24 protein-coding genes and 1 pseudogene are annotated in these 24,254 nt (G+C 58.3%); 13 read left to right on the forward strand and 12 right to left on the reverse strand.

Annotated elements, in window-relative coordinates; all coding sequences use genetic code 11:
* A pseudogene (locus ABYT07_RS07915) lies at positions 1 to 289 on the forward strand (polyprenyl synthetase family protein); the annotation flags it as partial.
* Here ABYT07_RS07915 and ABYT07_RS07920 read toward each other — a convergent pair.
* The 3 genes from ABYT07_RS07920 to ABYT07_RS07930 form a co-directional block, all read right to left on the reverse strand.
* Entirely contained in the window at positions 282 to 1,139 is an 858-nt protein-coding gene (locus ABYT07_RS07920; protein ID WP_372990654.1) for a 4-(cytidine 5'-diphospho)-2-C-methyl-D-erythritol kinase, read from the reverse strand. The pseudogene ABYT07_RS07915 and the gene ABYT07_RS07920 overlap by 8 nt on opposite strands.
* Positions 1,136 to 2,854 (reverse strand): tetratricopeptide repeat protein, encoded by a 1,719-nt coding sequence (locus tag ABYT07_RS07925; protein ID WP_372990655.1) that lies wholly within the window; start codon positions 2,852 to 2,854, stop codon positions 1,136 to 1,138. The genes ABYT07_RS07920 and ABYT07_RS07925 overlap by 4 nt, the downstream gene beginning before the upstream one ends.
* A 189-nt stretch (positions 2,855 to 3,043) precedes the next feature.
* Positions 3,044 to 4,693 carry a 4Fe-4S dicluster domain-containing protein gene (locus ABYT07_RS07930; RefSeq protein WP_372990657.1) on the reverse strand — a complete coding sequence of 550 codons (1,650 nt, stop codon included), beginning with the start codon at positions 4,691 to 4,693 and terminating at the stop codon, positions 3,044 to 3,046.
* A gap of 319 nt (positions 4,694 to 5,012) precedes the next feature.
* On the opposite strand from ABYT07_RS07930, the gene greA reads away from it, so the two are divergent.
* From greA to ABYT07_RS07975, 9 genes are all read left to right on the forward strand, one after another.
* On the forward strand, positions 5,013 to 5,483 hold the full coding sequence (gene greA / locus ABYT07_RS07935) for a transcription elongation factor GreA (protein ID WP_372990659.1): 471 nt from the start codon (positions 5,013 to 5,015) through the stop codon (positions 5,481 to 5,483).
* Positions 5,484 to 5,498: 15 nt separating this feature from the next.
* A complete protein-coding gene (locus tag ABYT07_RS07940) occupies positions 5,499 to 6,548 on the forward strand; it encodes a hypothetical protein (protein WP_372990661.1) in 1,050 nt (349 codons plus the stop codon).
* Positions 6,549 to 6,852: 304 nt separating this feature from the next.
* A complete protein-coding gene (locus tag ABYT07_RS07945) occupies positions 6,853 to 8,148 on the forward strand; it encodes a sugar ABC transporter substrate-binding protein (RefSeq protein ID WP_372990663.1) in 1,296 nt (431 codons plus the stop codon).
* Positions 8,149 to 8,304: 156 nt separating this feature from the next.
* On the forward strand, positions 8,305 to 9,246 hold the full coding sequence (locus ABYT07_RS07950) for a carbohydrate ABC transporter permease (RefSeq protein ID WP_372990665.1): 942 nt from the start codon (positions 8,305 to 8,307) through the stop codon (positions 9,244 to 9,246).
* An 11-nt stretch (positions 9,247 to 9,257) separates the two neighbouring features.
* Positions 9,258 to 10,094: a carbohydrate ABC transporter permease gene (locus tag ABYT07_RS07955; RefSeq protein ID WP_372990666.1), complete on the forward strand. Its 837-nt coding sequence runs from the start codon at positions 9,258 to 9,260 to the stop codon at positions 10,092 to 10,094.
* Positions 10,091 to 10,858 carry an SDR family oxidoreductase gene (locus ABYT07_RS07960; RefSeq protein WP_372990668.1) on the forward strand — a complete coding sequence of 256 codons (768 nt, stop codon included), beginning with the start codon at positions 10,091 to 10,093 and terminating at the stop codon, positions 10,856 to 10,858. The genes ABYT07_RS07955 and ABYT07_RS07960 overlap by 4 nt, the downstream gene beginning before the upstream one ends.
* 4 nt (positions 10,859 to 10,862) lie before the next feature.
* Positions 10,863 to 11,756, forward strand: coding sequence for a helix-turn-helix domain-containing protein (locus ABYT07_RS07965; RefSeq protein ID WP_372990670.1), 894 nt, complete (start codon positions 10,863 to 10,865; stop codon positions 11,754 to 11,756).
* The gene (locus ABYT07_RS07970) at positions 11,753 to 13,174 is read left to right on the forward strand and encodes a mannitol dehydrogenase family protein (protein WP_372990671.1); all 1,422 of its coding nucleotides are present in this window, start codon (positions 11,753 to 11,755) and stop codon (positions 13,172 to 13,174) included. Before ABYT07_RS07965 ends, ABYT07_RS07970 begins: the two co-directional genes overlap by 4 nt.
* On the forward strand, positions 13,162 to 14,196 hold the full coding sequence (locus ABYT07_RS07975) for an ABC transporter ATP-binding protein (RefSeq protein WP_372990673.1): 1,035 nt from the start codon (positions 13,162 to 13,164) through the stop codon (positions 14,194 to 14,196). Before ABYT07_RS07970 ends, ABYT07_RS07975 begins: the two co-directional genes overlap by 13 nt.
* Positions 14,197 to 14,268: 72 nt before the next feature.
* Here ABYT07_RS07975 and glp read toward each other — a convergent pair whose 3' ends face one another.
* From glp to ABYT07_RS07995, 4 genes are read right to left on the reverse strand one after another with little or no spacing between them, the layout of a single operon-like run.
* On the reverse strand, positions 14,269 to 16,326 hold the full coding sequence (gene glp / locus ABYT07_RS07980) for a gephyrin-like molybdotransferase Glp (RefSeq protein WP_372990691.1): 2,058 nt from the start codon (positions 16,324 to 16,326) through the stop codon (positions 14,269 to 14,271).
* A 20-nt stretch (positions 16,327 to 16,346) separates the two neighbouring features.
* Positions 16,347 to 16,838, reverse strand: coding sequence for a molybdopterin-guanine dinucleotide biosynthesis protein B (mobB, locus tag ABYT07_RS07985; protein WP_372990674.1), 492 nt, complete (start codon positions 16,836 to 16,838; stop codon positions 16,347 to 16,349).
* On the reverse strand, positions 16,835 to 17,437 hold the full coding sequence (gene mobA, locus ABYT07_RS07990) for a molybdenum cofactor guanylyltransferase MobA (protein ID WP_372990676.1): 603 nt from the start codon (positions 17,435 to 17,437) through the stop codon (positions 16,835 to 16,837). Before mobA ends, mobB begins: the two co-directional genes overlap by 4 nt.
* The gene (locus ABYT07_RS07995) at positions 17,434 to 18,321 is read right to left on the reverse strand and encodes a formate dehydrogenase accessory sulfurtransferase FdhD (protein WP_372990677.1); all 888 of its coding nucleotides are present in this window, start codon (positions 18,319 to 18,321) and stop codon (positions 17,434 to 17,436) included. Before ABYT07_RS07995 ends, mobA begins: the two co-directional genes overlap by 4 nt.
* A 48-nt stretch (positions 18,322 to 18,369) precedes the next feature.
* On the opposite strand from ABYT07_RS07995, the gene ABYT07_RS08000 reads away from it, so the two are divergent.
* Together ABYT07_RS08000 and ABYT07_RS08005 are read left to right on the forward strand one after the other, a co-directional pair.
* Positions 18,370 to 19,092: an AzlC family ABC transporter permease gene (locus ABYT07_RS08000; RefSeq protein ID WP_372990679.1), complete on the forward strand. Its 723-nt coding sequence runs from the start codon at positions 18,370 to 18,372 to the stop codon at positions 19,090 to 19,092.
* Positions 19,089 to 19,418 (forward strand): AzlD domain-containing protein, encoded by a 330-nt coding sequence (locus tag ABYT07_RS08005; RefSeq protein WP_372990681.1) that lies wholly within the window; start codon positions 19,089 to 19,091, stop codon positions 19,416 to 19,418. The genes ABYT07_RS08000 and ABYT07_RS08005 overlap by 4 nt, the downstream gene beginning before the upstream one ends.
* Here ABYT07_RS08005 and ABYT07_RS08010 read toward each other — a convergent pair.
* The 5 genes from ABYT07_RS08010 to ABYT07_RS08030 all read right to left on the reverse strand — a co-directional run bounded on the left by ABYT07_RS08010 (position 19,407) and on the right by ABYT07_RS08030 (position 23,548).
* Positions 19,407 to 20,009 (reverse strand): hypothetical protein, encoded by a 603-nt coding sequence (locus tag ABYT07_RS08010; RefSeq protein ID WP_372990682.1) that lies wholly within the window; start codon positions 20,007 to 20,009, stop codon positions 19,407 to 19,409. The genes ABYT07_RS08005 and ABYT07_RS08010 overlap by 12 nt on opposite strands.
* Before the next feature lie 30 nt (positions 20,010 to 20,039).
* Positions 20,040 to 20,174, reverse strand: coding sequence for an aa3-type cytochrome c oxidase subunit IV (locus ABYT07_RS08015; protein ID WP_372990684.1), 135 nt, complete (start codon positions 20,172 to 20,174; stop codon positions 20,040 to 20,042).
* Between the two features lie 104 nt (positions 20,175 to 20,278).
* Complete coding sequence (locus ABYT07_RS08020) at positions 20,279 to 20,779, reverse strand: DUF6173 family protein (RefSeq protein WP_372990685.1); 501 nt, start codon at positions 20,777 to 20,779, stop codon at positions 20,279 to 20,281.
* 4 nt (positions 20,780 to 20,783) lie between these two features.
* A complete protein-coding gene (locus ABYT07_RS08025) occupies positions 20,784 to 21,833 on the reverse strand; it encodes an MBL fold metallo-hydrolase (RefSeq protein WP_372990687.1) in 1,050 nt (349 codons plus the stop codon).
* Complete coding sequence (locus tag ABYT07_RS08030) at positions 21,833 to 23,548, reverse strand: acyl-CoA dehydrogenase (RefSeq protein WP_372990689.1); 1,716 nt, start codon at positions 23,546 to 23,548, stop codon at positions 21,833 to 21,835. Before ABYT07_RS08030 ends, ABYT07_RS08025 begins: the two co-directional genes overlap by 1 nt.
* Before the next feature lie 154 nt (positions 23,549 to 23,702).
* Between ABYT07_RS08030 and ABYT07_RS08035 the strand changes: the two genes are divergently transcribed.
* Positions 23,703 to 24,254: L-threonylcarbamoyladenylate synthase (locus ABYT07_RS08035; RefSeq protein ID WP_372990693.1), on the forward strand; the 552-nt coding region annotated here is incomplete at its 3' end.

Consider the following 24,254-nt stretch of genomic DNA (forward strand, 5'->3'; position numbering starts at 1 on the left):
CGATTTCCGCGAACGCAAGCTGACCTTGCCGGTGATCAAAGCCATTGCCAAGGCCGATGCGGAAGAACACGCTTTCTGGACCCGCACCATCGAAAAGGGCCGCCAGCAAGACGGCGATCTGGATCATGCCTTGGCATTGCTCCGTAAGCACGACACGCTGAGCCAGACGCAGGCCGACGCCGTCGCATGGGCAGACCGTGCCAAAGAGGCGTTGGACGCCCTGCCCGACCACGACATGCGTGAAATGTTGCGCGATCTTGCTGATTACGTTGTGGCGCGGATCAACTAAGGACTGGGCCTGCGGCGACCCACCAACCGGGCTGCGCCTTGGCAATCCGGGCGGCGGCATGGTCTGCCAAAGCCGCGCTTTCGTACAGGCCAAAGCATGTCGCCCCGGACCCGGACATCCGCGCCAACAGCGCGTCTTGCAGGGCATCAAGACAGACTGCGATCTCGGGCACGACTTGCAAGGCTGCTGCCTCAAGATCATTGCGCTGCATGCCGAGCCAAGCGGCAAATGCGGGTGCGGTCTCGAAAACCGGTAGAACCTCGGGCATCGACGGGTTCAGCTTGGTCTTAAGCCTGCTGAAAACCTCAGGCGTGGCTGCGGACTTTCCGGGATTGACCAGAACCAGCCAACAGGCCGGCAAGGGGCCGGTTGCGGTCAGCACCTCGCCCACGCCGCGCATCCGTTGGGGGGTGTCATGCAGGCACACCGGCACGTCAGCCCCCAAAGCAGATACGTCGTCGGGCAAGGGCAGCCCCCAATGCGCGGCAAGCAAGCGCAGTGTTGTCGCCGCATCGGCAGAACCGCCGCCGATCCCTGCGGCTGCGGGCAGCACCTTGGTCAGAGTGACCCGCGCGCCACGCCCGACCCCATTGTCAAGCAACCGCGCCGCGCGCACCACAAGGTTACGCCCGTCCAGCGGTGCCGCATCCGCAAACGCGCCATCCACGAAAAGTTCGAACTGATCAGAGGGTGAGACCACAAGCAAATCGCCCACACCCACACGCACCACCAGACTGTCCAGCAGATGATACCCATCACTGCGCTGCCCCGTGACGTGAAGCGTCAGGTTAACCTTGGCCCAAGCACGTGCCGATGCCGCAAGACCAAGCGTCGCGCCGTGTGTTGTCATTTGCCAGCGGAAACCTTGGTCAATGGATCGGCACCCTCTTCTTGCAGGACGACGTCCAACCCCGCCTCAAGCTTGCGGCGCATCCGGTCTGGGTCGGCCTCGCTATCGGCATCATCGGGATCAACAAAAGACAACGCCCGACGCCACTGAAATTCAGCCTCGCGCTCTCGGCCTACGGCCCAGTAAACGTCGCCCAGATGGTCATTCACCACCGGATCGACCGCAATCAATTCGACTGCACGCTCCATCTGGTCGACGGCTTCTTCATAGCGGCCAAGCCGGTATAGAACCCAGCCCAATGAATCGACGATGTAGCCGGAATCCGGGCTGGCAGCGACAGCGCGTTCGATCATGTTCAGCGCCTCGTCCAGATTGCGGCCCTGCTCAACCAGTGAATACCCCAGATAATTCAAGACCTGTGGCTGCTCTGGGTTGATCTCAAGTGCGGCGCGAAAGTCTTTTTCCGCCCCTTCGCCGTCACCGCTGCGCTCTTCGGCGATGCCGCGCGCGTAAAACAAAACCCACCGCTGCGGGTTGGTTTCAGATGTCAGTTCGACCGCACGATCATAGGATTTGATCGCTGCTTCCCAAGCGTCTTGCGCGCGTAACGCGTCGCCCAACGCGGAATGCACAGCAGGCAAGTCGCCATGGCTGCGGGTCAGTTGTTGTAAGACTTCAACCGCCTGATCGGGCTTATCGGATTGGCGCAAGGCCGCAGCACGGCCCAGTTCAGCAGCATGATAGGCGGGATCGTCAGCGGGGACGGCCTGCAATTCTTTGATCGCCAGATCATATTGCCCAAGGCTTTCCAACAGGTCAGCCGTCAACAGCAAGGCGTCAATGTGATCGGGACGTAAAAAACGGGCGACCCGTGCATAAAGCAACACATAATAGTCGCCCGCAGATTCATTCCGCAACACCGCAGCAAAGGTAAAAAACACCTCGGCGATACCGGCCTTGGCATTCTGAATATGGGTGAAACTGACCGGACCATTGCCTTGTAGGGCGGTCACAAGCACGTCCAGTTCGGGGTCGGTGGTGTCACCAAAGCTTGCCGTGATCAGGGACAGCGCGTCGTCTTTGCGTTCCAACTGCCCCAGAATTTCAGCCCGTGCGATCACACCACGCCGGGTTTGTGCCGCGCTGCCGGCGAGGTTCTCGGCAAAAATCGACTCCGCCCCTTCGTAGTCACCGACCGATGCCAGCGCCAAGGCTTTGTGATACAAGACATAGCCTTGCATGCCCGGTTCCTGGCTTAGGTCATCAAACTGCTTGATTGCTGCCGTCATATCGCCGGCACCGATATGGGCCCACGCTTTGACCAGCCCGTCGATCCAAGGGCCAATGCCCGCTTCATCGGCAGGTTGGGCCAGCAGCCCTTCAAAGTTTTCGTCCTGTGCCATGCCAGCGGTCTGCACCAGATACGCCACCTGAGAACGCTGGTTTCTTGCCTCAAGCACCCCTGCGAGCGGGAGAGCCTTGGCGATATCGCCCAAGGACAAATAGGCCAGAATCGTGCTTTCCAGAAACTCGGGGTTTTGCGTGTCGCGCGCCAAAGCCTGACCGTAGTATTTTGCCGCTTCGGCGAAATCGCTGCGCACAGCGGCATGTCGCCCCGCCAAATAGGACCCGGACATGGATTGCGCGGCGACAGGCATCGCTGATGTCAGGCCAAGCGCGATCACGCTTGCGGATAGGAAAAGGTTACGGATCATACTGGCGCGCCTCATGTCATTTTGCCAATTACGCTATCAGGTTCCCCCCCAAGCGCAATGCCGACCACCGCGCCGCACGCTGAAGTGAGCAATATTCAGCAGGCGCAGACGATACACAGACAGAAAAAGGCGCACCGCAGCGCGCCTTTTCTAACAATTTCAACAATCCAACGTCGTGAATTGATCCGCCTACATGTTTGGATAGTTCGGGCCGTCCCCGCCCTGCGGTGTGGTCCAGACGATGTTTTGCGACGGATCTTTGATGTCGCAGGTTTTGCAATGCACGCAGTTCTGAAAGTTTATCACAAAGCGGGGGTCTTTGCCTGCTTCCTCGACGAATTCGTACACACCGGCGGGGCAATAGCGTGCGGACGGGCCTGCGTATTGCGCCAGGTTCACACCGACCGGCACGGATGCGTCTTTCAACGTCAGATGCGCAGGCTGGTTTTCGTCGTGGTTCGTGAACGAAAACGCCACGTTGGTCAGGCGGTCAAAGCTCAGCTTGCCGTCCGGCTTGGGATAGTCGATTTTTTTGTGATCGGCCGCTTTTTCCGTCGCTTCGGCGTCGGATTTACCGTGGCCCAGCGTGCCCAACAGGGAAAAGCCCATTGTGTTGGTCCACATGTCGAACCCGCCTACGGCTAGCGATGTCATCAGGCCGTATTTGCTCCACAATGGCTTGACATTGCGGACTTTTTTCAGGTCTTTGCCGATCTCGCCACTGCGCACATCGTCTTCGTAGGTGGTCAGTTCGTCACCGGACCGGCCTGCTTGGATTGCGTCATATGCCGCCTCTGCTGCCGCTTTGCCGGACAGCATCGCGTTGTGGTTGCCCTTGATCCGCGGCACGTTGACCATGCCCACCGAACAGCCCAGCAGGGCCACCCCCGGAGCGACCATCTTGGGCATCGACTGATAGCCGCCTTCCGTGATCGCGCGCGCGCCGTAAGCGACGCGTTTTCCGCCTTTCAGCAGTTCCGCGACCATGGGGTGATGTTTGAAGCGCTGGAATTCCATGTAAGGGAAAACATGCGGATTTTTATAGCCCAAGTGCACAACAAAGCCGACATAGACCTGATTGTTTTCAATGTGATAGATGAACGAACCACCACCGGCATTCTTGTTCAAAGGCCAGCCCATGGTGTGGGTCACGGTGCCTTCTTTGTGCTTGGCGGGATCGATTTCCCAGATCTCTTTCATGCCAAGGCCGTATTTCTGTGGTTCTTTGCCAGCATCCAGATCGTACTTTGCAATCACCTGCTTGGACAGGCTGCCGCGCACACCTTCGGACAAGAACACGTATTTGCCGTGCAACTCCATGCCCGGCTCATAGCTGTCGCCCTTGGTGCCGTCAGGGCTGATGCCGAATTCACCGGCAACAACGCCTTTGATTTCGCCGTTTTCGCCGTAAACCAGCTCTGAACAGGCCATGCCGGGGAAAATCTCGACGCCCATTTCTTCGGCTTGTTCGGCCATCCAACGACAGACATTTGCCATGGAAACAATGTAATTCCCATGGTTGTTCATCAGCGGTGGCATGGGAAAGTTCGGCACGCGCAGTTTGCCCGCCTCACCCAGCATGTAAAAGTTGTCCTCAATGACCTTGGTCTTGATCGGGGCACCTTTTTCTTTCCAATCCGGCATCAATGCGTCCAGACCGATCGGGTCCAGCACAGCACCCGAAAGGATATGCGCGCCGACTTCGGACCCTTTTTCCAGCACGACGACATTGCAATCGGCATCAAGCTGTTTCAGACGGATCGCTGCAGACAGGCCCGCAGGACCAGCGCCAACGATAACGACGTCATATTCCATTGTTTCGCGTTCAACTTCGGCCATTCGGGGCTCCTTTTCGGGCAGAAAACAGGTTTTGAATTAGCTAAACTGCTGCATCATCCTTTGCAATCAGAACACCACGTTAAAATGAAGCGGCCCGACAGTTTGCATCATTTCAGAGCGGCCATTGGCAAGATTGTTACCGATCGCCACGTCAGCCATTCCCGCGCGGTGTCTGAATGCCGTCGGCGGAGTTCGACACATGCGAATGCTATCCCCTCTTGCAATCACGCGCCAGTTTGGGTCAGGTAAGGACCAATTCAAATCGGTTGCAGCCTCGGACAATGTCCGGGGCTGCTGCCCTCATTGCGTGGACGCCCCCATGGAAAAAATCCCGATGACCCGCGCCGGTCACACTGCTTTGGAAACAGAACTGAAGCACCTGAAAACCGTGGAACGCCCTGCCATCATTCGCGCCATCGCCGAAGCCCGCGAACACGGCGACCTGTCGGAAAATGCCGAATACCATTCAGCCAAGGAAAAACAGTCCTTCATCGAAGGGCGTGTGAAAGAGCTGGAAGGCGCGATTTCACTGGCCGATGTCATTGATCCGTCCAAAATGTCGGGCGCGATCAAGTTCGGGGCCAAGGTTACTTTGGTCGACGAAGACACCGACGAAGAAAAAACCTATCAGATTGTCGGTGAATACGAGGCAAATATCGAAAAAGGTTTGCTGAACATCAAATCCCCCATTGCGCGCGCCCTGATCGGCAAGGAAGAAGGCGACAGCGTCGAAGTCCGTACGCCGGGGGGTGTCAAGTCCTATGAGGTTCTCAAGATCATCTACGCATAAGCTTGGGAATAGGGCATGAGCGATTCATCAGACCCACGGCAGTCCAAGAAAAAGGTAGCGCGCAACCCTGCGCGTTCCACACCTTTTGGTGTTTATTCAAGGCCCACCGACAGCCCTATTTCTAGCATCGAGATTATTGCAATTGCGCTCAGCGCGCTTTGGCTGCTGGCGTCTGCCCTGTTTTTCTTGCTGCAACCTTCGGCACCACCGTCGGATTCGGGCGATCAAGGCTTACGCTTTTTGATGACCATGCTGGCGATCTTCATGCCCGTCGCAATGATCTGGGTCGCGGCCACCGCCGCGCGCGCCAGCCGAGTGATGCGCGAAGAAAGCAGCCGCCTTCAAGCCGCGATCGACGCCATCCGCCAAGCCTATATCGCACAGCAACAAGGCCACAATTACGACGGCGATGCCTCGGTTACGCGCAAACTGGATGAAATTGCTGCCGCCGCGCGCAAAACCGAAACCACGCTTGCCACGTTCCAGACCCGCCGCGAGACGAACATCAGATCTGCCGCGCCTGTGCAAGCCGCGCGTCTGGCAGATGATCAACCCACGCTGGCCCTTGGAACCCAAGCCGATGACATGGCCCCGCCTTTGTCACATGATGATTTCATCCGCGCCGTGAATTTCCCCGAAACTGCCGAGGATGAGATCGGCTTTGCATCCTTGCGCAAGGCCCTCAAGGACCGCAATGCGGCGCAGTTGGTACAAGCTGCCCAAGACGTGCTGACCCTTCTAAGCCAAGACGGCATTTACATGGATGACCTGCGTCCTGATCGCGCTCGCCCCGAAGTCTGGCGCGAATTTGCCCAAGGGGCACGCGGCCGCACAATTGCGCCTCTGGGCGGCATTCGTGACCGGTCGTCCTTGGCATTGACCGGCGCGCGTATGAAGCAAGATCCGATCTTTCGCGATGTTGCCCATCACTTCTTGCGCCGCTTTGATCGCGCCTTTGCAGGGTTCGAAGCCGAAGCCTCAGACGGGGAGATATCCGCCCTCGCCGACACCCGCACGGCCCGCGCGTTCATGCTGTTGGGTCGCGTCGCCGGCACGTTTGATTGATCTAAGCAAGACGGTACAGGCATATCTGCCGCCCTGCCCTCAGAGGTCACTCCGACAATTGAGGGCATGCGGCACAAGCCCCCCCCCAAAGCCCCAATCGTAGCCCGAAATTTGCCTTGAAGCGGGGCGCGCGCGGCGCATTCCGATAAATAACTGGCAACCAAACAGGTTTGGCCCTGCAGGCAGCGCAAGATAATGATGAAATCGTATTCGTTATTGTCAGTATTGTATTTGCGCAAATTCGGTATTTCGCACAGTTTAAGTTAACAGATCATTCGAATCTGTGATTTCTGGGAGGAATGTCATGAAATATTTTAGGAATACGGCTCTCGGCCTGACACTTGGTGTTACGGGTGCATCGTTTGCGATGGCCGATAGCCACGCGGCAGAATTGACCATCGCCATTGTGAATAACGGGCACATGATCAACATGCAGTCCGTTGCCGAAGCCTATACCGCCGACACAGGCATCAAGCTGAACTGGGTTTCGCTGGAAGAAGGCGTGCTGCGCGAGCAGGTCACATCGGATACAGCCACAGGTGGCGGCCAATACGATATCATCAACATCGGCATGCAAGAAGCACCCATCTGGGGCGCGGCAGGCTGGATCGAGCCACTGGAATTCGGTGCCGAATACGAAATCGACGATATGCTGCCTGCCATGCGCAACGGCCTGTCCCATGAAGGTACGCTGTATGCGGCACCTTTCTATGGTGAATCCTCCATGGTCATGTACCGCAAGGACCTGACCGACGCTGCTGGCGTCACAATTGCCGACAATGATTCATGGGACAACGTGCGCACTGCGGCCGCTGCGATCCATAACCCGGATGCAGGCGTTTATGGCGTGTGTCTGCGCGGCAAGCCCGGCTGGGGCGATAACATGGCGTTCGTGACAACCGTCGTGAACTCCTATGGCGGCGCGTGGTTTGACAAGGACATGCGTCCGACCCTCGAATCCGACGAATGGAAAGCAGCGATCAACTTCTACGTTGATCTGTTGGGTGAATTCGGCCCTCCCGGCTCCGAAGGCAACTCCTTCAACGAGATCCTCGCGCTTTATAACGAAGGCAAATGCGGCATGTGGATTGATGCGACGATCGCAGCATCCTTCCTGACCGTTGACGGGGTCGCATATGCGCAGTCGCCAAACGCAGGCAACGCCGTTGGGGCGAACTGGCTTTGGGCATGGGCAATGGCTGTGCCAACCGGGTCGCCAAATTCCGAGGCTGCGCATGACTTTGTCGAATGGGCAACCTCCAAGGCATATATCCAGGCCGTCGCAAACCACCCCGACTTTGGCTGGGGCAAGGTTCCAACCGGAACGCGCGCGTCGACCTATGCCTATCCCGAATTTCAAGCCGCCGCATCTTTTGCAGCAGCTGAAATGGCGGCAATCGAATCTGCGGCCCCAGAAGCCACAGACCTGAAGCCGTACGTCGGTGTGCAATTCGCAGCGATCCCGGAATTCCCAGAAGTGGGCTCCGCTGTGGCACAGGAAATCGCAGCTGCACTTTCGGGCGCAAAATCGGTTGATGAAGCCTTGGCAGCGGCGCAATCCGCAGCAGACAACATCATGTCCGAAGCTGGCTACTACTAATCACGGCGATTGCCGCCAAGGGCCCGGTGCCATTTCGCCGGGCCCTACTTCCAAGCGTCAACGCGTGACCGTCAGCATCGAGAGAGCTGTCGCACATCCGCCGACCGCCGCTTGACCCCTCCCTGAAATTTCCGCCTTGCAAGGGTTATCAGAGCCATGTCCAATAGATCGCTCCCCCGTTTGCTGCAAACGCCCGCCGTTGTCCTGCTGCTTCTCTGGATGTTGGTGCCGCTCAGCATGACGCTGTACTTTTCCTTCATCAGGTACGTCCTGAACAGCACGCGCCGCCCCGAGTGGATGACACCAAGCCTGAGCAACTGGCGTGGGCTGGGCAATTACGAATACGTCCTGTTCAAGACCAAGGATTTTTGGTTCGCGATCCAGAACAGTCTTTTGATTGTTGGCAGCATCCTGATCCTGACCGTTGTCTTAGGGCTGGCCATCGCCGTTCTGATCAACAGGTCCTTCCCCGGTCGCGGCATTGTGCGCGTTCTGCTGATTTCCCCGTTCTTTGTGATGCCAGCCGTTAACGCGGTACTGTGGATCAACATGATCCTTGATCCGGTTCTGGGCTTGAACGGGTTGGCGGTCGCCGGGCTGAACAACATCATAGACGGCTTGCAGACCTTCCCGGTCATCGGCCAGTTCTTTGCGATGTGGCCAGACCTTGAGCCGATTTCCTTCCGCGCCACACAGACATCAGCCTATGCCGTGATCATGATGGTAACGTGGCAATGGACGCCGTTTGCCGTTCTAATCTTTATGACCTCTTTGCAGTCCGAAGATGAATCCCAAAAGGAAGCAGCGACGCTGGACGGGGCCAATGCGTGGTCAAAATTCCGCAATCTTACCGTGCCGCATCTGGCCCGGCCGATTGCGATTGTGGTGATGATCCAGTCGATCTTTCATCTGTCGCTTTACGCCGAAATTGAAATCGTCAGCCGCGGCAACGGGAACAAGAACCTGCCGTATCTTATCGGCGAATTCACATCGAACAACATCGGTGCAGCAAGCGCCACAGGCATCTTTGCCGTAATCCTTGCCAACATCGTAGCGATCTTTTTGCTGCGCATGGTTGGTAAGAGTTTGATGGATTAGGGGACAAAATCATGGCAACCGTTACGCAGCATTCGCGCTTTGGCAGTTATTTCTGGCCAGTGTTGGCTTGGGCCGTCGCCCTTATCTTTTTCTTTCCAATTTTCTGGATGGTTTTCACCAGCTTCAAAACCGATGCCGACGCGGTCAAGCCCGAGAACCTGTTCGTCTTTACCCCCACCCTTGAAAACTATGTCAATATGACCAAGGATTATGACTATTGGCGCTTTGCCACCAATTCGGTAATCACCTCGACCTTCGCCACACTTTTTGCGCTGGTTGTCGGCGTTCCGGCGGCCTACGCCATGGCCTTTGATCCCAGCCGCCACACCAAAGACGTCCTGCTGTGGATGTTGTCGACCAAGATGCTGCCCGCCGCCGCAGTGCTCTATCCGATGACCTTTTTGACCAAGAATTTCCTTGAGGTGTTCGACACGCATTTTCTGGTGATCATCGTGCTTTGCCTGATCAACCTGCCCATCGTGATCTGGATGCTTTTCACATACTTCAAAGAGATCCCCAAAGAAATCATCGAAGCGGGCAAAATGGACGGCGTCAGCACATGGGGCGAGATCAAGGATATTCTGATCCCGCTGGCATGGGGTGGCATTGCATCCACTGCGCTGCTGACATTCATTTTCTGCTGGAACGAGGCCTATTGGACGGTGCGCCTAACCACCATTGACGCGGCCACCCTGTCCAAGCTGATCGAAGGCAACCGCGCCCCCGAAGGTCTGTTCTTTGGCCGTTTGTCGGCCGTCTCCACAGCTGCAGTTGCCCCCATCATCATTCTGGGCTGGTTTTGCCAGAAACAACTGGTTCAGGGCCTAACATTCGGAGCCGTAAAATGACCTTTAACGCTGCCCCTACAGATCTGACGGGTAAAACCTGCCTCGTCACCGGTGCATCCGGTGGCATCGGGGCCAGTGCCGTTGCCCATTTCGCGGCCCTTGGGGCCACCGTCTATGCCACGGACATTACTGACAGCTTTGAAGGCCCGGCAACTTACAAAAGGTTCGACCTGTTGGACAATGCTGATCTGACGGCTTGCAGCGATTGGATTGCGCAGATCAAACCGGATATCCTGTTCAACAATGCTGCTCTTTTCGGGATGGGTAGCATCTTGGATGACGAAGGTGATTTGCAACAACTCGACCGCCTGTTCGGCGTCAACGTCCGTGCGTTTTACGCCATCTTGCAAGCGACGGCCAAGTCGATGGTGGCCCAAGGCCAGCGCGGTTCGATCATTAACCTCGCCTCTCAGGCGGGCCACCGAGGCGAAGCTTTGGTCGCCCATTATTGCGCGACCAAGGCGGCTGTGATCAGCTATACACAATCCAGTGCATTGGCACTGGCACCGCATAAAATCAGAGTGAACGCGATCAGCCCCGGCGTGATCGACACGCCGATGTGGAAGACCGTCGATGCGCTTTTCGCCAAGTTCGAAGGCAAAGAGCCGGGCCAGAAAAAACGCGAGGTCGGCGAAGCCGTACCGCTTGGTTATATGGGCGCGCCCGATGATGTCGCGCGGGCGGCTGTTTTCCTTGCCTCGGACCAGTCCGCCTATATGACAGCCCAGACCATCGGCGTCGATGGCGGCAACGTGCTTAGGTAATCAGATGTCCATTATTATCCCCGAGATCGAAAAAGTCGACCGCAGCACCCGGTCCATCCGCTATCTTGAACATGGCTGGCCAAGTGACTTGTGCCGTTGGCATGCCCACGAGGAATACGAGCTTCACCTGATCACCGCGACGCGGGGTAAGGCCTTTGTTGGCGACTATATCGGTGACTTCAAGCCCGGCGATCTGTTCCTGACGGGTCCCAATCTCCCGCATAACTGGATCACGGATAAAGTCTGGTCAGAACCTGCGCCGGTGCGCGATATGCTAGTGCAGTTCAGCCACCAGAGCGTCGAAAAGCTTGCCGAAGGCTTCCCTGAATTTTCGCAGGTCCTGCAACTGTTGCAGCTTGCCCAATCGGGTATCATCTTTGAAGGGTTCAACCCGACTTTTGCCCGTGGCCATATGGAATCGATCCGCGACAACAAGGGGGCCGAACGTATCTTGGCCTTTATCCGCTGCCTTGTTCGCCTAAATGAACATGCCGAGAAAAAGACCCTGTCTGCCTCAAAGCTGATTCAGCCCGAAGGCGGCAGCAAGCAGGCGCGCATCGCTGAAGTGGTTGATTATATTGTCAAGAATTTCAGCGAAGGGCTTTCCGTCGGGCAAGCCGCGGAACGGGCGGGCATGACCGAGATTACCTTTAGCCGTAATTTCCAGACCGTGACAGGGCATAGCTTTGTCGATTTCCTGAACCGTATCCGCATCGGCGAAGCCTGCGGCATGCTCTACGCTTCTGACGAACAGATCACCATGATTTCACAAGAAGCAGGGTTCAAAAATCTTGCCAATTTCAACAGGCATTTCCTCAAGGTGAAGGGCATGACCCCTTCGCAATATCGTGACACCGCGCGCAAGGATCTTGCGCCGAAAATGGAGAAGACGCCATGACCCCAGCGGCGCAGCCCCCCATCCATGCGACCCGATATGATCGTTCTGCCTGTCAGGTCGGCGTTGTCCATCTGGGGTTTGGCGCGTTTCACCGCGCGCATCAGGCGGTCTATCTTGACGATTATATGGAAGCCTCGGGCGATCTGCGGTGGGGGATTGCAGCCGTCAATTTGCGCGGCTCTGAGACCGGCCATTTTGATGTAGCCAAGGCAGATATCGCACGCCACGACGGCTATTACCTGAAATCCTTTTCGGCAGATGGCGACGTGGATCTGCGACGCGTGCGGTCCCATGTGGATTTCGCTGATTGGAGCGAGACCCCCGCCGATGCAGAGGCGTTGCTGTCCAAGCCGACCGTGCATCTTGTTACGATCACGGTCACCGAAAGCGGGTACTACACCGATCCCAACGGCAACCTGAACCCTGCTGATCCAATACTGCAGTCCGAAATTGCGGGCGGTGCCCCTCGCAGCGTTTACGGTTATCTTCGTGCTGCCCTTGGCCAGCGCGCGGCCAACACGGGCAGCCCGCTGACCATCGCGTGCTGTGACAACATCCGCCAGAACGGCAAGATGCTGCGCCGTACCCTGCTCGCCTATCTCGAGGCATGTGGCGATCAAACGCTTGCGGCATGGGTCGCGGCAAATGTGGCTTTCCCCTGCTCGATGGTGGACCGCATCACACCGCGCAGCCCTGCTGCCCTTGGCCCTGAGCTCTCCGCGCTAGTGGGCCAAGAGGTGACCGCGCCGGTGATGGCCGAGGATTTCATCCAATGGGTCCTACAAGACAGCGCCGCCGCCGAGATGCCCGACCTTACCCAAGCGGGCGTGACTGTCACCCCCAATGTTGACCCCTACGAGGAAACCAAAATCAGGGTGCTTAACGGGGGCCACACGGCGCTGACATATATGGCCGCCCTCGAAGGTATTGCGACCTTTGACGCGGCGATGCGGGTGCCCCACCTGAATGAACATTTCCAGAATTTCGAGGGCAAGGAAGTGCTGCCTGCCCTCACCCTTGATCTGCCTTTCTCGAAAGAGGCGTATCTGGATGATATCGCACGGCGCTTTGGCAATCAGGCCATTGGCGACACCGTCGCGCGAATCTGTGCGGATGGAATGGCCAAGTTCCCGATCTTTATCCGCCCGACGGTCGCGGGATGTTTTGAACAGGGTTTTGTCCCCGTCTATGCCATCCGCAGCATCGCCAGTTGGTATGTGTTTGCGCGCCATGTTGCCGCCGGAAAAATCCCGTTCGACTACCTTGAACCCAGTTGGGACGACCTGAATGCGATGTTGGGGTCCGACGCATTCGTGACCAGCCAACAGCTTTGGGGCGACCTTCCTGAAACCTATCCCGCCTTCGCCGAAACCTTGCGACATGAAATCAAAGAATTGGAAATCAAATGGCCGGTCTAACACTGCGCAATGTGCGCAAGAAATATGGTGAAGCCGAAGTAATGCACGGCGTTGACCTTGATATCGAAGATGGTGAATTCGTTGTTTTCGTCGGCCCGTCGGGCTGTGGCAAATCCACTTTGCTGCGGATGATCGCAGGCCTCGAAGAAATCTCGGACGGGACCGTCGCGATCGGTGATGTTGAGGTGAACGATGTTGCCGCCTCAAAGCGCGGCGTGGCGATGGTATTCCAGACCTACGCTCTTTATCCGCATATGACGGTCTATAAAAACATGGCATTTGGTCTGAAGCAGGCCAAAACCGATCCGGCAGAAATCGACCGCCGCGTTCAAGCCGCAGCCGAGATTTTGCAGATCACCGACTACCTTGATCGCAGCCCGCGCAACCTGTCGGGTGGTCAGCGCCAGCGCGTCGCGATTGGCCGGGCGATTGTACGCGACCCCAAAGTGTTCCTTTTCGATGAACCTTTGTCCAACCTAGATGCCGCGCTGCGCGTGCAAACGCGCCTCGAGATCGCGCGCCTGCACCAACGCCTGAAGACAACGATGATTTACGTCACCCATGATCAAGTCGAGGCGATGACACTGGCTGACAAAATCGTGGTGCTGCGCGCAGGCCGCATCGAACAGGTCGGTGCCCCGATTGAACTGTACGAGCGTCCCGCGAATGCCTTTGTTGCGCAATTTATCGGCAGCCCCAAGATGAATTTCTTTACCGCTGCAGATCTGACCAGCACGGCCCCCAGCGTCTTGGGCCGCGACGTGACTGCGGCGCAACATGCCGGCCTGCGCCCGGAACATCTGGTACCCGCCGAAGGTGCCGCCGCCGTGGTAGAGGGCCGTTTGGAACTGGTCGAAAACCTTGGTGAATATGCTTTGGTCCACCTGATCACAGAGACTGGTGTGGAATTCATCGCCAAAACTGAAAAACCGCCCCTCGCCGCCAAGGGAGAAACCATCGGCTTTGGCATCAAGCCAGAGCTGGCGCATTTCTTTGACCGCGAAACAGGTGCGCGCCTTTAGGGCGACGCGGGAATCAGGCCGCAGGGAAATCCCCTGTGGCCCGATCCTAAAAGCCAGAGGGTCGGAGGGCCTTCATAGCCCGAATGACCCGTAAGGAATAAACCGCACCGGATCACCGGGACGCACGTCCAGCCCGCCGTCGGGTAACTCCACCAGCCCCTCGGCCCAACTTAGCCCACTGATCCGGCCCGACCCTTCCGAGGCAAAAACCTCGGCGTGACCGTCGCGCATACGGGCGCGCAAATATTCCCGCCGTCCCGGTTTCTTGCGTTTCTCAAAGGCGGCGGGCACGTCAAATCCTTGCGGGGTCGTCCACTCTTGTCCCGCCAGCACCGCCAGCGCGGGCCGTGCGAAAATTAACGTGCAGACCATCGCCGCGACCGGATTTCCCGGCAGGCCAAAGACCGGCACCCCCTGCCACATCCCCAAGGCCAGCGGACGCCCTGGTTTGACCGCGATCCGCCACAGCGCCAGCGCACCGGATTCCTTTAACAAGGCCGAAACGTGGTCTTCGTCACCTGCTGAGGCACCGCCGCTGGTCAGGATGGCGTCGACTTGCCCCCCAGCGTCATCAAGCCGTGCGCGCAATGCCGCGCGGTCGTCGCCCACATGGCCCAGATCAACTGGCGTATGGCCCAACTGCGCAATCAGGCCCAAAAGCATGGGACGGTTGGCATCGAATATCTGGCCGTCGGCTGCGGTTTCTCCGGGCTGCACAATCTCGTCGCCAGTCGAGATCACGCCGACGCGTAAACGTTGCCGCACCGACAGCACCGACACCCCAGTCGCCGCCAAAAGCGCCAGATCGGCGGCAGTGACCTTGCGTCCGGCTGTCACAATGGTCTGACCTGCGACGACATCCTCGCCCGCTTTGCGGGTGTTTGATCCCTGCTTGATCGGGCCTGTGAACTGCAAGCTGTCGCCGTCGATCTGCACGTCTTCTTGTAAAACGACCGTGTCGACGCCCTGCGGCAGCGCGGCCCCTGTCAACACGCGGATCGCATGGCCTGTTGGCACGGCTCCCGGGGCATCCCCTGCCGCAGCCCGCTCTGCCACGATGGGCAGCACATGGCGGCCCGCGCCACGACCACCCGCAAATCCGTATCCATCGACGGCGGTGTTGGGCAGCGACGGGTTAGCCCGGCGCGCGGTGACATCCTGCGCCATCACCCGCCCCAAAGCGGCATCAAGCGCGGTGTCCTCGGGTTTTGTGACCGCAGAGAGCCTCTCGCGCAGCAGAGACAAGGCCTCCTCCACCGGGGTCCAGTGGACACCGGGCGGGAGCGCAAAGCAATCATTGCGCAAAGGGGCGAGCGATGTCAGGCGATCTTCGAATCCCAGACCAAAAATAGCACCTTCTTCGCGGGCTTCGGGCGCGTAACCGTCCAGCATCTGCGCCAGATCATCGGGGGCCAGTGCCGCGATCTGGCGCGCGATCTCTTGCACCTGCCACGCATCTTTTATCATGCCATCGGGGGCCGGACCTGCCGTCAGAGAGGGCCATATTTCGACAAAGGCAACTGGCGTGTCCAACGCTTCAAACGGCCAGACGGCCACCTGCCCCGCAAAGCGTTTGCGCAGCCGTGACAGCACCGGCAACCCCATGAACACTTGCGATCCCACGGCACCCGCCCCGGCCATTTGCCAACAGGTAAACGCGCCTTTCGCAAGGGTTTCGGCGTGGCGGCGATCTGCAAACGGGTTATCGTAGCCCGCTTTGGTGCGCGGCAAGCCAGGAATATCGCGGTTTGGCAGACCATTGGCCCAAAACGGTCCGTTCCCACTGCCAAGCGCAAGGTTCAATTCGCCAGCGAGATCGAACCGGTTATTTGCCTGTGGTGTATCTTTGACGCGGGCTTCGAACCAATCCCATAGGGTAAATACAGTCGGTTCGCCGGTCACCGCCTCGGCAAAGCCTGCGGGGTAGCCAAAGGGGAAGTCAAAGCCGATGAGGATGCGGCGGCCCGCCTGCGTTTCTGCGTCGATGAGGGCAGCAATCCAGGTTTCAGCTTCAATACGGTTGCGCAGATAAACCGGCGCTTCTAATTGCCCTGACCGCGAAACGCCTGCCCAGATCGCATCTTTGCGCGGGCGGGCACCCGTGTCATTTCCGCCGGACCAATCTATCATCACAATTGTATCGAAGGATGTCACAGACCGACCTCGGCCAAGATGAAATCCGCGATCGCACGGGTGTCGTTCAGATCGAAAACCGGCCTATCCAGCGCCATCGCCGTGTCACTTGCCACCGCGCGCACCGTCAAATCATCGGGCGCGATCAAGGCATTGCCCGTCTCGGCCCTGTGCGCCTCGACCTTGGGGTGAGCGTCGCGCTTGTATCCTTCGATCAACACCAGATCGACCGGGGACAGCCGCTTGAGAAGTTCATCCAGCGTTGGCTCGTCTTCGTCGCGCAGCTCGTGCATGAGGGCAATGCGGTTGCGCGACGCCAACAACACCTCGCGCGCGCCGGCGATCCGGTGGCGATGGCTGTCCTTGCCCGCGTGATCCACGTCAAAGCTGTGATGCGCATGTTTCACCGTTGAGACGCTGATGCCGCGCCCGGTGATCTCGGTCACGAGCCGCTCCATCAGGCCGGTCTTGCCTGCGTTTTTCCAGCCGACAACGCCGTAGATTTTCATAGCATCCCTTCCGCAGTTCTCAGGTCTTCGGGCGTGTTGATATTAAAGAATGACTGCTCGTCGGGGAACAGTGCCTCGCGGCCGTGGTGGGCTTGGGTCCACAACACGACCTTGCGCAAACCACCTTGCAAGGCGGCGCGCAGATCGTGGCGCAAGGCGACCGGCCACAGCCCAAAGGTCGGGTGGCGCGCCGTGCCGCGTTTGGCATCAGGCGTCGCGGCCAAAACCAGCGGATGGTCCATCCCTTCGCTGGCCAGCAGCAATTGCGGCACCAGATCACCGGGAAAAAACGGCGTGTCGGCGGCAGCGGTCACAATCGTATCGGCCCCCTGCCCTGCTGCCCAATCAAGCCCCGCCAAAACCCCCGCCAAAGGCCCCGCGAACCCGTCGATGCTGTCGGGCAACACTGGCATATTCAACGCCTCAAACCGCGCCGCATCGCCATTGGCGTTCAAGGCAAGCCCAGCGACCTGAGGCAACAACCGTTCAACCACATGGCTCAGAATCGTCTGCCCGCCAAGGGTCAGCATGCCCTTGTCACCACCCCCCATGCGCGTCGCCTGCCCGCCTGCCAAAATCACTCCAAGAGGTTGCTTCATGCGGAGCCCTTTCTGCCGGATCGTTTCGGTTCGTCCATCACTTGATCGGGGTCTGCATCGCGCACCAGACGGTCTTCGCCCGCAAGGCAGATGAACCGTTTTCCCTTCATCCGACCAATCAGTGTCAGGCCGACCTGATTGGCGATTTCGACGCCCCAAGCGGTAAAGCCAGACCGTGACGCAAGCACGGGAATGCCCATCATCGCGGTCTTGATCACCATTTCCGAGGTCAGGCGGCCAGTCGTGTAGAGGATCTTGTCATCGGCGCTGACACCTTCCGACAGCATCCAGCCCGCGATTTTGTCGACGGCGTTGTGGCGACCGACATCTTCCATGTAAACCAGTGGCTTATCACCTTGGCACAGGACAGTTCCATGGATCGCACCCGCCTCAAGGTACAGGCTGGGGGTGCGGTTGATCTGCGCGCTTAGCGCATAGAGCCATGAGGTATGCACAGGCGTGACAGGCAAGGTCACGCCCTCCAGCCCTTCCATCATGTCGCCGAAAACAGTGCCGACAGCACAGCCACTGGTGCGGGTTTTCTTGCGCATCTTGTCTTCGTAGTCAGTCTTGCGGGCGGTGCGGACCACGACGACCTCAAGCTCTTCGTCATAGTCAACGCCGGTAATTTCCTCGCCGTCGCGCAGCATGCCCTGATTGCGCAAAAACCCCAACGCAAGATATTCGGGATAGTCGCCAATGGTCATCGCGGTCACGATTTCCTGCGCGTTCAGGAATATTGTCAGCGGCCGTTCCTCGACTACATTGATCGTCGTTTCGGCCCCGGTGTGATCGCGGCCCACCACGGCACGGGTCAGCCGCGCCAACCCCGGTTGTGGTGCGATCAAATAAGCGTCGGTGTCGGTCTTGACGGACAATTGCATCCCCCTTGGGTGACAGTTAAGCATGTCCTCGTAATCTAGGGGCAACGCATGGCCATCACCACCACGAAATCGGCATTTCGCAAAGGTCTCGCCGATGCGGCACCATTTATTCTGGTAATCATCCCGTTCTCATCCCTGTTTGGCATTCTGGCCACCGAGGCAGGCCTTAGCGTGTTTGAAACGCTGGCTTTTTCCGTGGTGGTGATCGCAGGGGCAGCGCAATTCACAGCCCTGCAGTTGATGCAGGAACACGCGCCAACGGCCATCGTTCTGGCCTCCGCTCTTGCTGTGAACCTCCGCATGGCGATGTATTCGGCGTCCCTGACCCCCTATATCGGTGCGGCCCCTTTGTGGCAGCGCGCGCTGGCGGCCTATCTGACGGTTGATCAGTCCTATGTCTGTTCGATGGCGCAATATGAAAAAGAACCGGACATGACGATCCCGCAGCGCATGTCGTATTTCTTTGGCTGCGTCACGCCGATTGTGCCGCTGTGGTATCTGTTCACGCTGCTGGGTGCCTTGCTGGGCGCGCAAATTCCAGAAAGCTGGGCGCTGGATTTCGCCCTGCCGATTACCTTTCTGGCGATGATCGCACCGATGTTTCGCACGTCGGCCCATGTGGTCGCAGCCCTTGTCGCGTCGGTCGCAGCCTTGCTGACGGCAGGCGTGCCCTATTCACTGGGGCTGATTTTAGCGGGACTTGCAGGAATGATCGCCGGGGCACAAACCGAAGTCTGGCTGACACGCCGCGCAACAAAGGCAACCCTATGATTATTGAGAAAAGCACACTTTGGTTTGTGATCATCGGCCTTGGCATCGGCAGTTTCGGCTTGCGCTTTGTCTTTACGGGGCTGGTGGGCGACCGCGAAATGCCGGCGTGGCTGCTGCGTCATCTGCGCTATACGGCGGTGGCGATTCTGCCTGCCCTGGTGGCCCCGCAGGTGTTATGGCCTGCCGCGACCAACGGTCAAACCGACCCTTCAAGACTGGCGGCGGCCGTTGTGGCGCTGACAGTGGGCGTCATCACGAAAAACGTTCTGCTCGCAATCGTCAGCGGTGCGGCGACGCTTTATGCATTGCTGTGGTTACTGCACTAATTGCTTAGCGCGCACAGCGTCGATGACATCACCGTCATCGTCTTCGTAATATTTGGTCGTTGTGACATTTGGCAGGCTTGCGAAATTCTCTGACAGTTTGACCGGATAGAAAGTCTTGCCCAGTTCCTCGAACCCCTGCACTTTTTGCAGCAGCGACGACGTCGCGTTCGCGCAATAGGCACCCGGAACTTGGCCGTTAGCCATCACAAGGTTCAAAACCTGTTCGGCTTGCGCGTCTGAAACAGTAATTTCCTGACTGACGACATGAAATGTGCTGCGGGCGTGGGCGGATTTATAGGCCTGTATCCACGCTGGCGACATTCCATATAGCACATCACCCCGTTCTGTCACACGCGGATCACGGAATGATCCCGCAGGATCAAATATCACCTGCTGCGACCCGTTCACAATCAATGCCGTATGACCGCCACTGCCGCTTCGGTTGTTGACCATCGTCAGCAATGTCAGTGTTTTCGGACCGGAAGCAGCATACGCCGCGCCTGCTACCTCGGATACGGTGCTATCGATCCCGGTGTCGTTGGCACAAGCCGCAACAAAGCAAACGCAAGCAACTGCCTGCCAGATACGCATAAAATTACCCTACAAAAACGATGCGGCGCTTTAGCGCGCAAAAATCGCCATAAATACAAGAATACCGATGATCACGATGCAGGACCATTTGACCCAGTTCATGAAGCTGTCAAAGGTCTTTTCCTGCGATGTTGTATCCATCGAGCCGTGTTCGTGTTTGGCCATCTGCGCAATCCTTTGTCTTGGTGTTCGTGCGATTTGAAAATGTGGTTACTGCATTCGCACGGTCATGTCACGATATGATAGAACATGATCTGATGTGTTTTTACTTAAGCATCTTGGGAACTGTCGGTTTTCGGGGGTGCCGCCGCCCGATCCGCCTCTAGGTCTTGGATCAGTCGAAAGCCGATGCGATTCGCAGGTGCCGGGCCGGTTGCCTTGGGCAATGCGCGCAAGGCCACGTTCAGCTGGCTGACGTGCTGGACAAGCTGCATGCGCGTGCCGTCACCGTCAGCGCCATAAAACGTAACAATATCCGGGTCGAAATACCCCATTCCTTCAATCCGCAGCACCCCTGCGTTGCCGCCCACAAACCCCATCGCGACTTCGTGTTCGCTGTCCAGCTGTTCTTCGAAGTTCTTGAGGTACACAACGACCCGTTCATAGGCCCATTGCGCCGGCGATTTCTTGGTGACGGGCGTGTCGGTCACGGATTTGGGCACGGGCTGCTGCGCCGCATTGCGCTGCGTCGGGTCAGAATGTACCTCGTGCAAACGCGGCAGGGCGTCGGCCTCGGCGGCTTCGGCAGCGGTTTTGATCTGGTTGTCCATGATGTCAGTCCCTTGCCTGATACACCCACGCCCCATCTTCGGCCCGCAAACTGCGGGTTGCAAGGCCGGTTTGGTAAAGATGGCTTAGATGCGCAACCGCCTCAACCAAAGCCAAGCCATATTCACCCTCGCCGATCTTGCGTTTGAACAAGGTTGGAAAGCATTCAGAGGCCGATTTTGGCGTGTCGATAAACTTGACCAACCGCTTGAGCGCGCCGTGGTGATTGTCGATCAACTGACGCATCCGTGTGGGCAAGCCGGTAAAGGGCAATTTATGGCCGCCAAGCACCAGATGATCTTCGCGCGCTATCGGTGCCAGCCGTTCGCACGCCTCAAGCCATTCGCCGATGGGGTCGGCCATAGGTTCGGTTGCGTAAACCCCGACATTCGGGCTGATCGATGACAGGATCTGATCGCCTGCAATCACCAGGTGGTCATCACGGCTCCAGAATGTGGCGTGTTCGGGGGCGTGGCCATTGCCCATATGCACATCAAAAACACGGCCCCCGATGGTGATCTGATCGCCTTGTTTGATCCGCGTGAACCCCAGCGGCAAAGGGTCGACGACGTCCGAGAAATTGAACGGCCTTTCAGTGGCACGTTTGTCGTACAAATCGCGGTCCATGCCAGACAGTTTGTAAAACGCCAGTGTTTCGGCGGCAGGTGCCACTTGGGCGTCCAGCGTCAACATCCGCGCGGTCAGCCAAGCAGTGCGGGTTGTGACCAATTCGGCCCCGTGGACCGTCTGAAACCAGCCCGCCAACCCGATGTGATCGGGGTGGTGATGCGTGACGATAACCCTTGAAACGGGTTTGCCCCCCAAGGGCCCTGCCAACAGATCGGCCCAGATTGCCTTGCTCTTTTTAGACGAAAACCCGGTGTCTATGATGGTCCAGCTGTCGCCTTCATCAAAGGCATAGACATTCACATGATCCAGCTTCATCGGCAGCGGCACGCGCAACCACAAGACACCGGGCGCGACTTCGATTGCGGCGTCATGGGCGGGCGGCGTTTCCCACGGATAACGCAGGCCGACGGGCTTTTTATCTAACATCAAAGGGCCAGTTCATCAGGGGACATGGCAAACAGATCGGCTTTGCCGGCCTGCGCGTGGGCCAGAAGCCCGACATGTTCTGGCAGCAAGCGCAGAATATAAAACCGCGCCAGTTTTTCGCGGGCACCGCCCTTGTCGGCCAGTGCCGCCTTGAGGTGCAAATGACCGCCCAAGACCCGCGCGAATGCCTTTAGATAGGGCACAGCCCCGGCGAACCGGTTGTCCATATCGGTCTGCGACACCAACCATTCTGTCGCCTCGCGCAGCGTTTCCGAGGCCTGCCAAACCGCGTCGGCCATATTCGGGAATGCCTCCCGGGCAGCTTCGGCATCGGCTTCGATCTCATCGAGCAGGCGGTTCGCAGCCTCGCCGCCATCCATCATCTTGCGCGCCACAAGGTCCATCGCCTGAATGCCGTTGGTACCCTCGTAAATCGCTGTCACCCGCACGTCGCGGCAATATTGCGCGGCGCCGGTTTCTTCGATCACGCCCATGCCGCCATGCACCTGTACCCCCATATCAGACACGGCAATGCCGGTGTCCGTGCAAAAGGCCTTGGCAATCGGGGTCAAAAATGCGGCGCGGGATTTCCAGTCGGCCTCGCCCGTGGCGTTGGTCATATCGATCGCCACAGCACAGCTGAGCGCGATGGCGCGGGCGGCAAAGGTGTCTGCTTTCATCGTCATCAGCATGCGGCGCACATCGGCGTGTTCGACGATGCTGCCAGTGCCGTCGACGGTTGTGGTCTTGCCCTGTTTGCGGTCGAGTGCATAGGCCAGCGCGTGTTGATACGCGCCTTCGGCAATGCCAACGCCCTGTTCACCAACCCCCAGACGGGCGTTGTTCATCATGGTAAACATCGCGGCCATCCCGCCTTGTTCGGGCCCCACCAACCAGCCGATTGCGCGGTCATATTGCATCACGCATGTCGGCGATCCGTGCAGGCCTACCTTGTGCTCAAGGCTCACCACCTTGAGGCTGTTGGCCTTGCCCAGTGTCCCGTCATCATTCGGCAGAATTTTTGGCACAAGGAACAGGCTGATCCCCTTGGTCCCCGCAGGGGCCCCCGGCAGACGCGCCAACACCAGATGGCAGACGTTTTCCGCAAAATCATTATCACCCCAAGTAATATAGATTTTCTGCCCCGAGATGCTGAACGTCCCGTCGCCGTTGTCTTCGGCCTTTGAGGCCAGCGCGCCGACGTCTGACCCCGCTTGCGGTTCGGTCAGGTTCATCGTTCCGGTCCATTCACCGGAAATCAGCTTGGGCAAATACAGCTCTTTGATCGCGTCGCTGGCGTGGTGTTCCAGCGCTTCGATCTGGCCTTGGCCCATCAGCGGGGCCAGTTGCAGCGACAGACACGCGCCGCTCATCATCTCGTTCACCGCACTGGCAAGGCTTAGGGGCAAGCCCATGCCGCCGTATTCCGGATCGGCGCTGATCCCGATCCAGCCACCGTCCGCGATGGCCTTGAACCCGTCAGCATACCCCTTCGAAGTCCGCACAACACCGTTTTCCATCCGCGCCGGATCCAGATCACCGGGGCGTTGCAGGGGGGCAAGGACCTCGTTGCACAGCTTGCCCGCCTCTTCGAGGATCGCGCGGGTCACGTCATCCGTAGCATCCTCGAATTTATCGGTGCCGCGGACACCGTCCAGCTTGACGACATGGTCAAACAAAAAGTTATAGTCTTCAACGGCTGCACGATATGGCATGGTTTTCCCCTTTAAGCGCATGGGTTCGCGTGGCAAACCGGACAGCGACCTGATAAGCCCAAGTATAAAATCATGGGCGGTTTTTGTCAGAATGATGTGCAAGCCATCCCGCCGCAACCCGAAACGCGGCGTCAAAGAGGTGATGAAGACCGAGATGACCGAAATTCTGCGTCCTGATATGGCCGGTATCGACCGCGCCGCGACCCTTTTACGCAGTGGTGGACTGGTCGCGATCCCAACGGAAACGGTCTATGGATTGGCCGCTGACGCGTGTAATGGCGCGGCCGTCGCACGCATTTATGCCGCCAAGGGCAGACCCAGCTTCAACCCGCTGATCGTCCATGTGGCAGATGCGGACGATGCCCGGCGCTATGGCGTCTGGTCTGATATGGCCGAGGTTCTTGCAACCGCTTTTTGGCCCGGCCCCCTGACTTTGGTGCTGCCTTTGGCCTCTGATCACGGGCTGTCGTCCCTTGTCACTGCCGGTCTGGGCAGCGTCGCATTACGCGTGCCTGCGCTGGACACGGCGCAACAAGTTCTGCGCGCGTTTGGCGGGCCAGTCGCAGCCCCGTCGGCCAATCCGTCGGGACGGATCAGCGCCACGACAGCCCAACATGTGCTGGACGGCCTGAGCGGTAGAATAGACGCTGTTCTGGACGGTGGTCCCTGTGCCGTTGGACTGGAAAGCACGATCATCGGCCTGAAC

The organism is Sulfitobacter sp. (assembly GCF_041552635.1).
Taxonomy (GTDB): domain Bacteria; phylum Pseudomonadota; class Alphaproteobacteria; order Rhodobacterales; family Rhodobacteraceae; genus Sulfitobacter.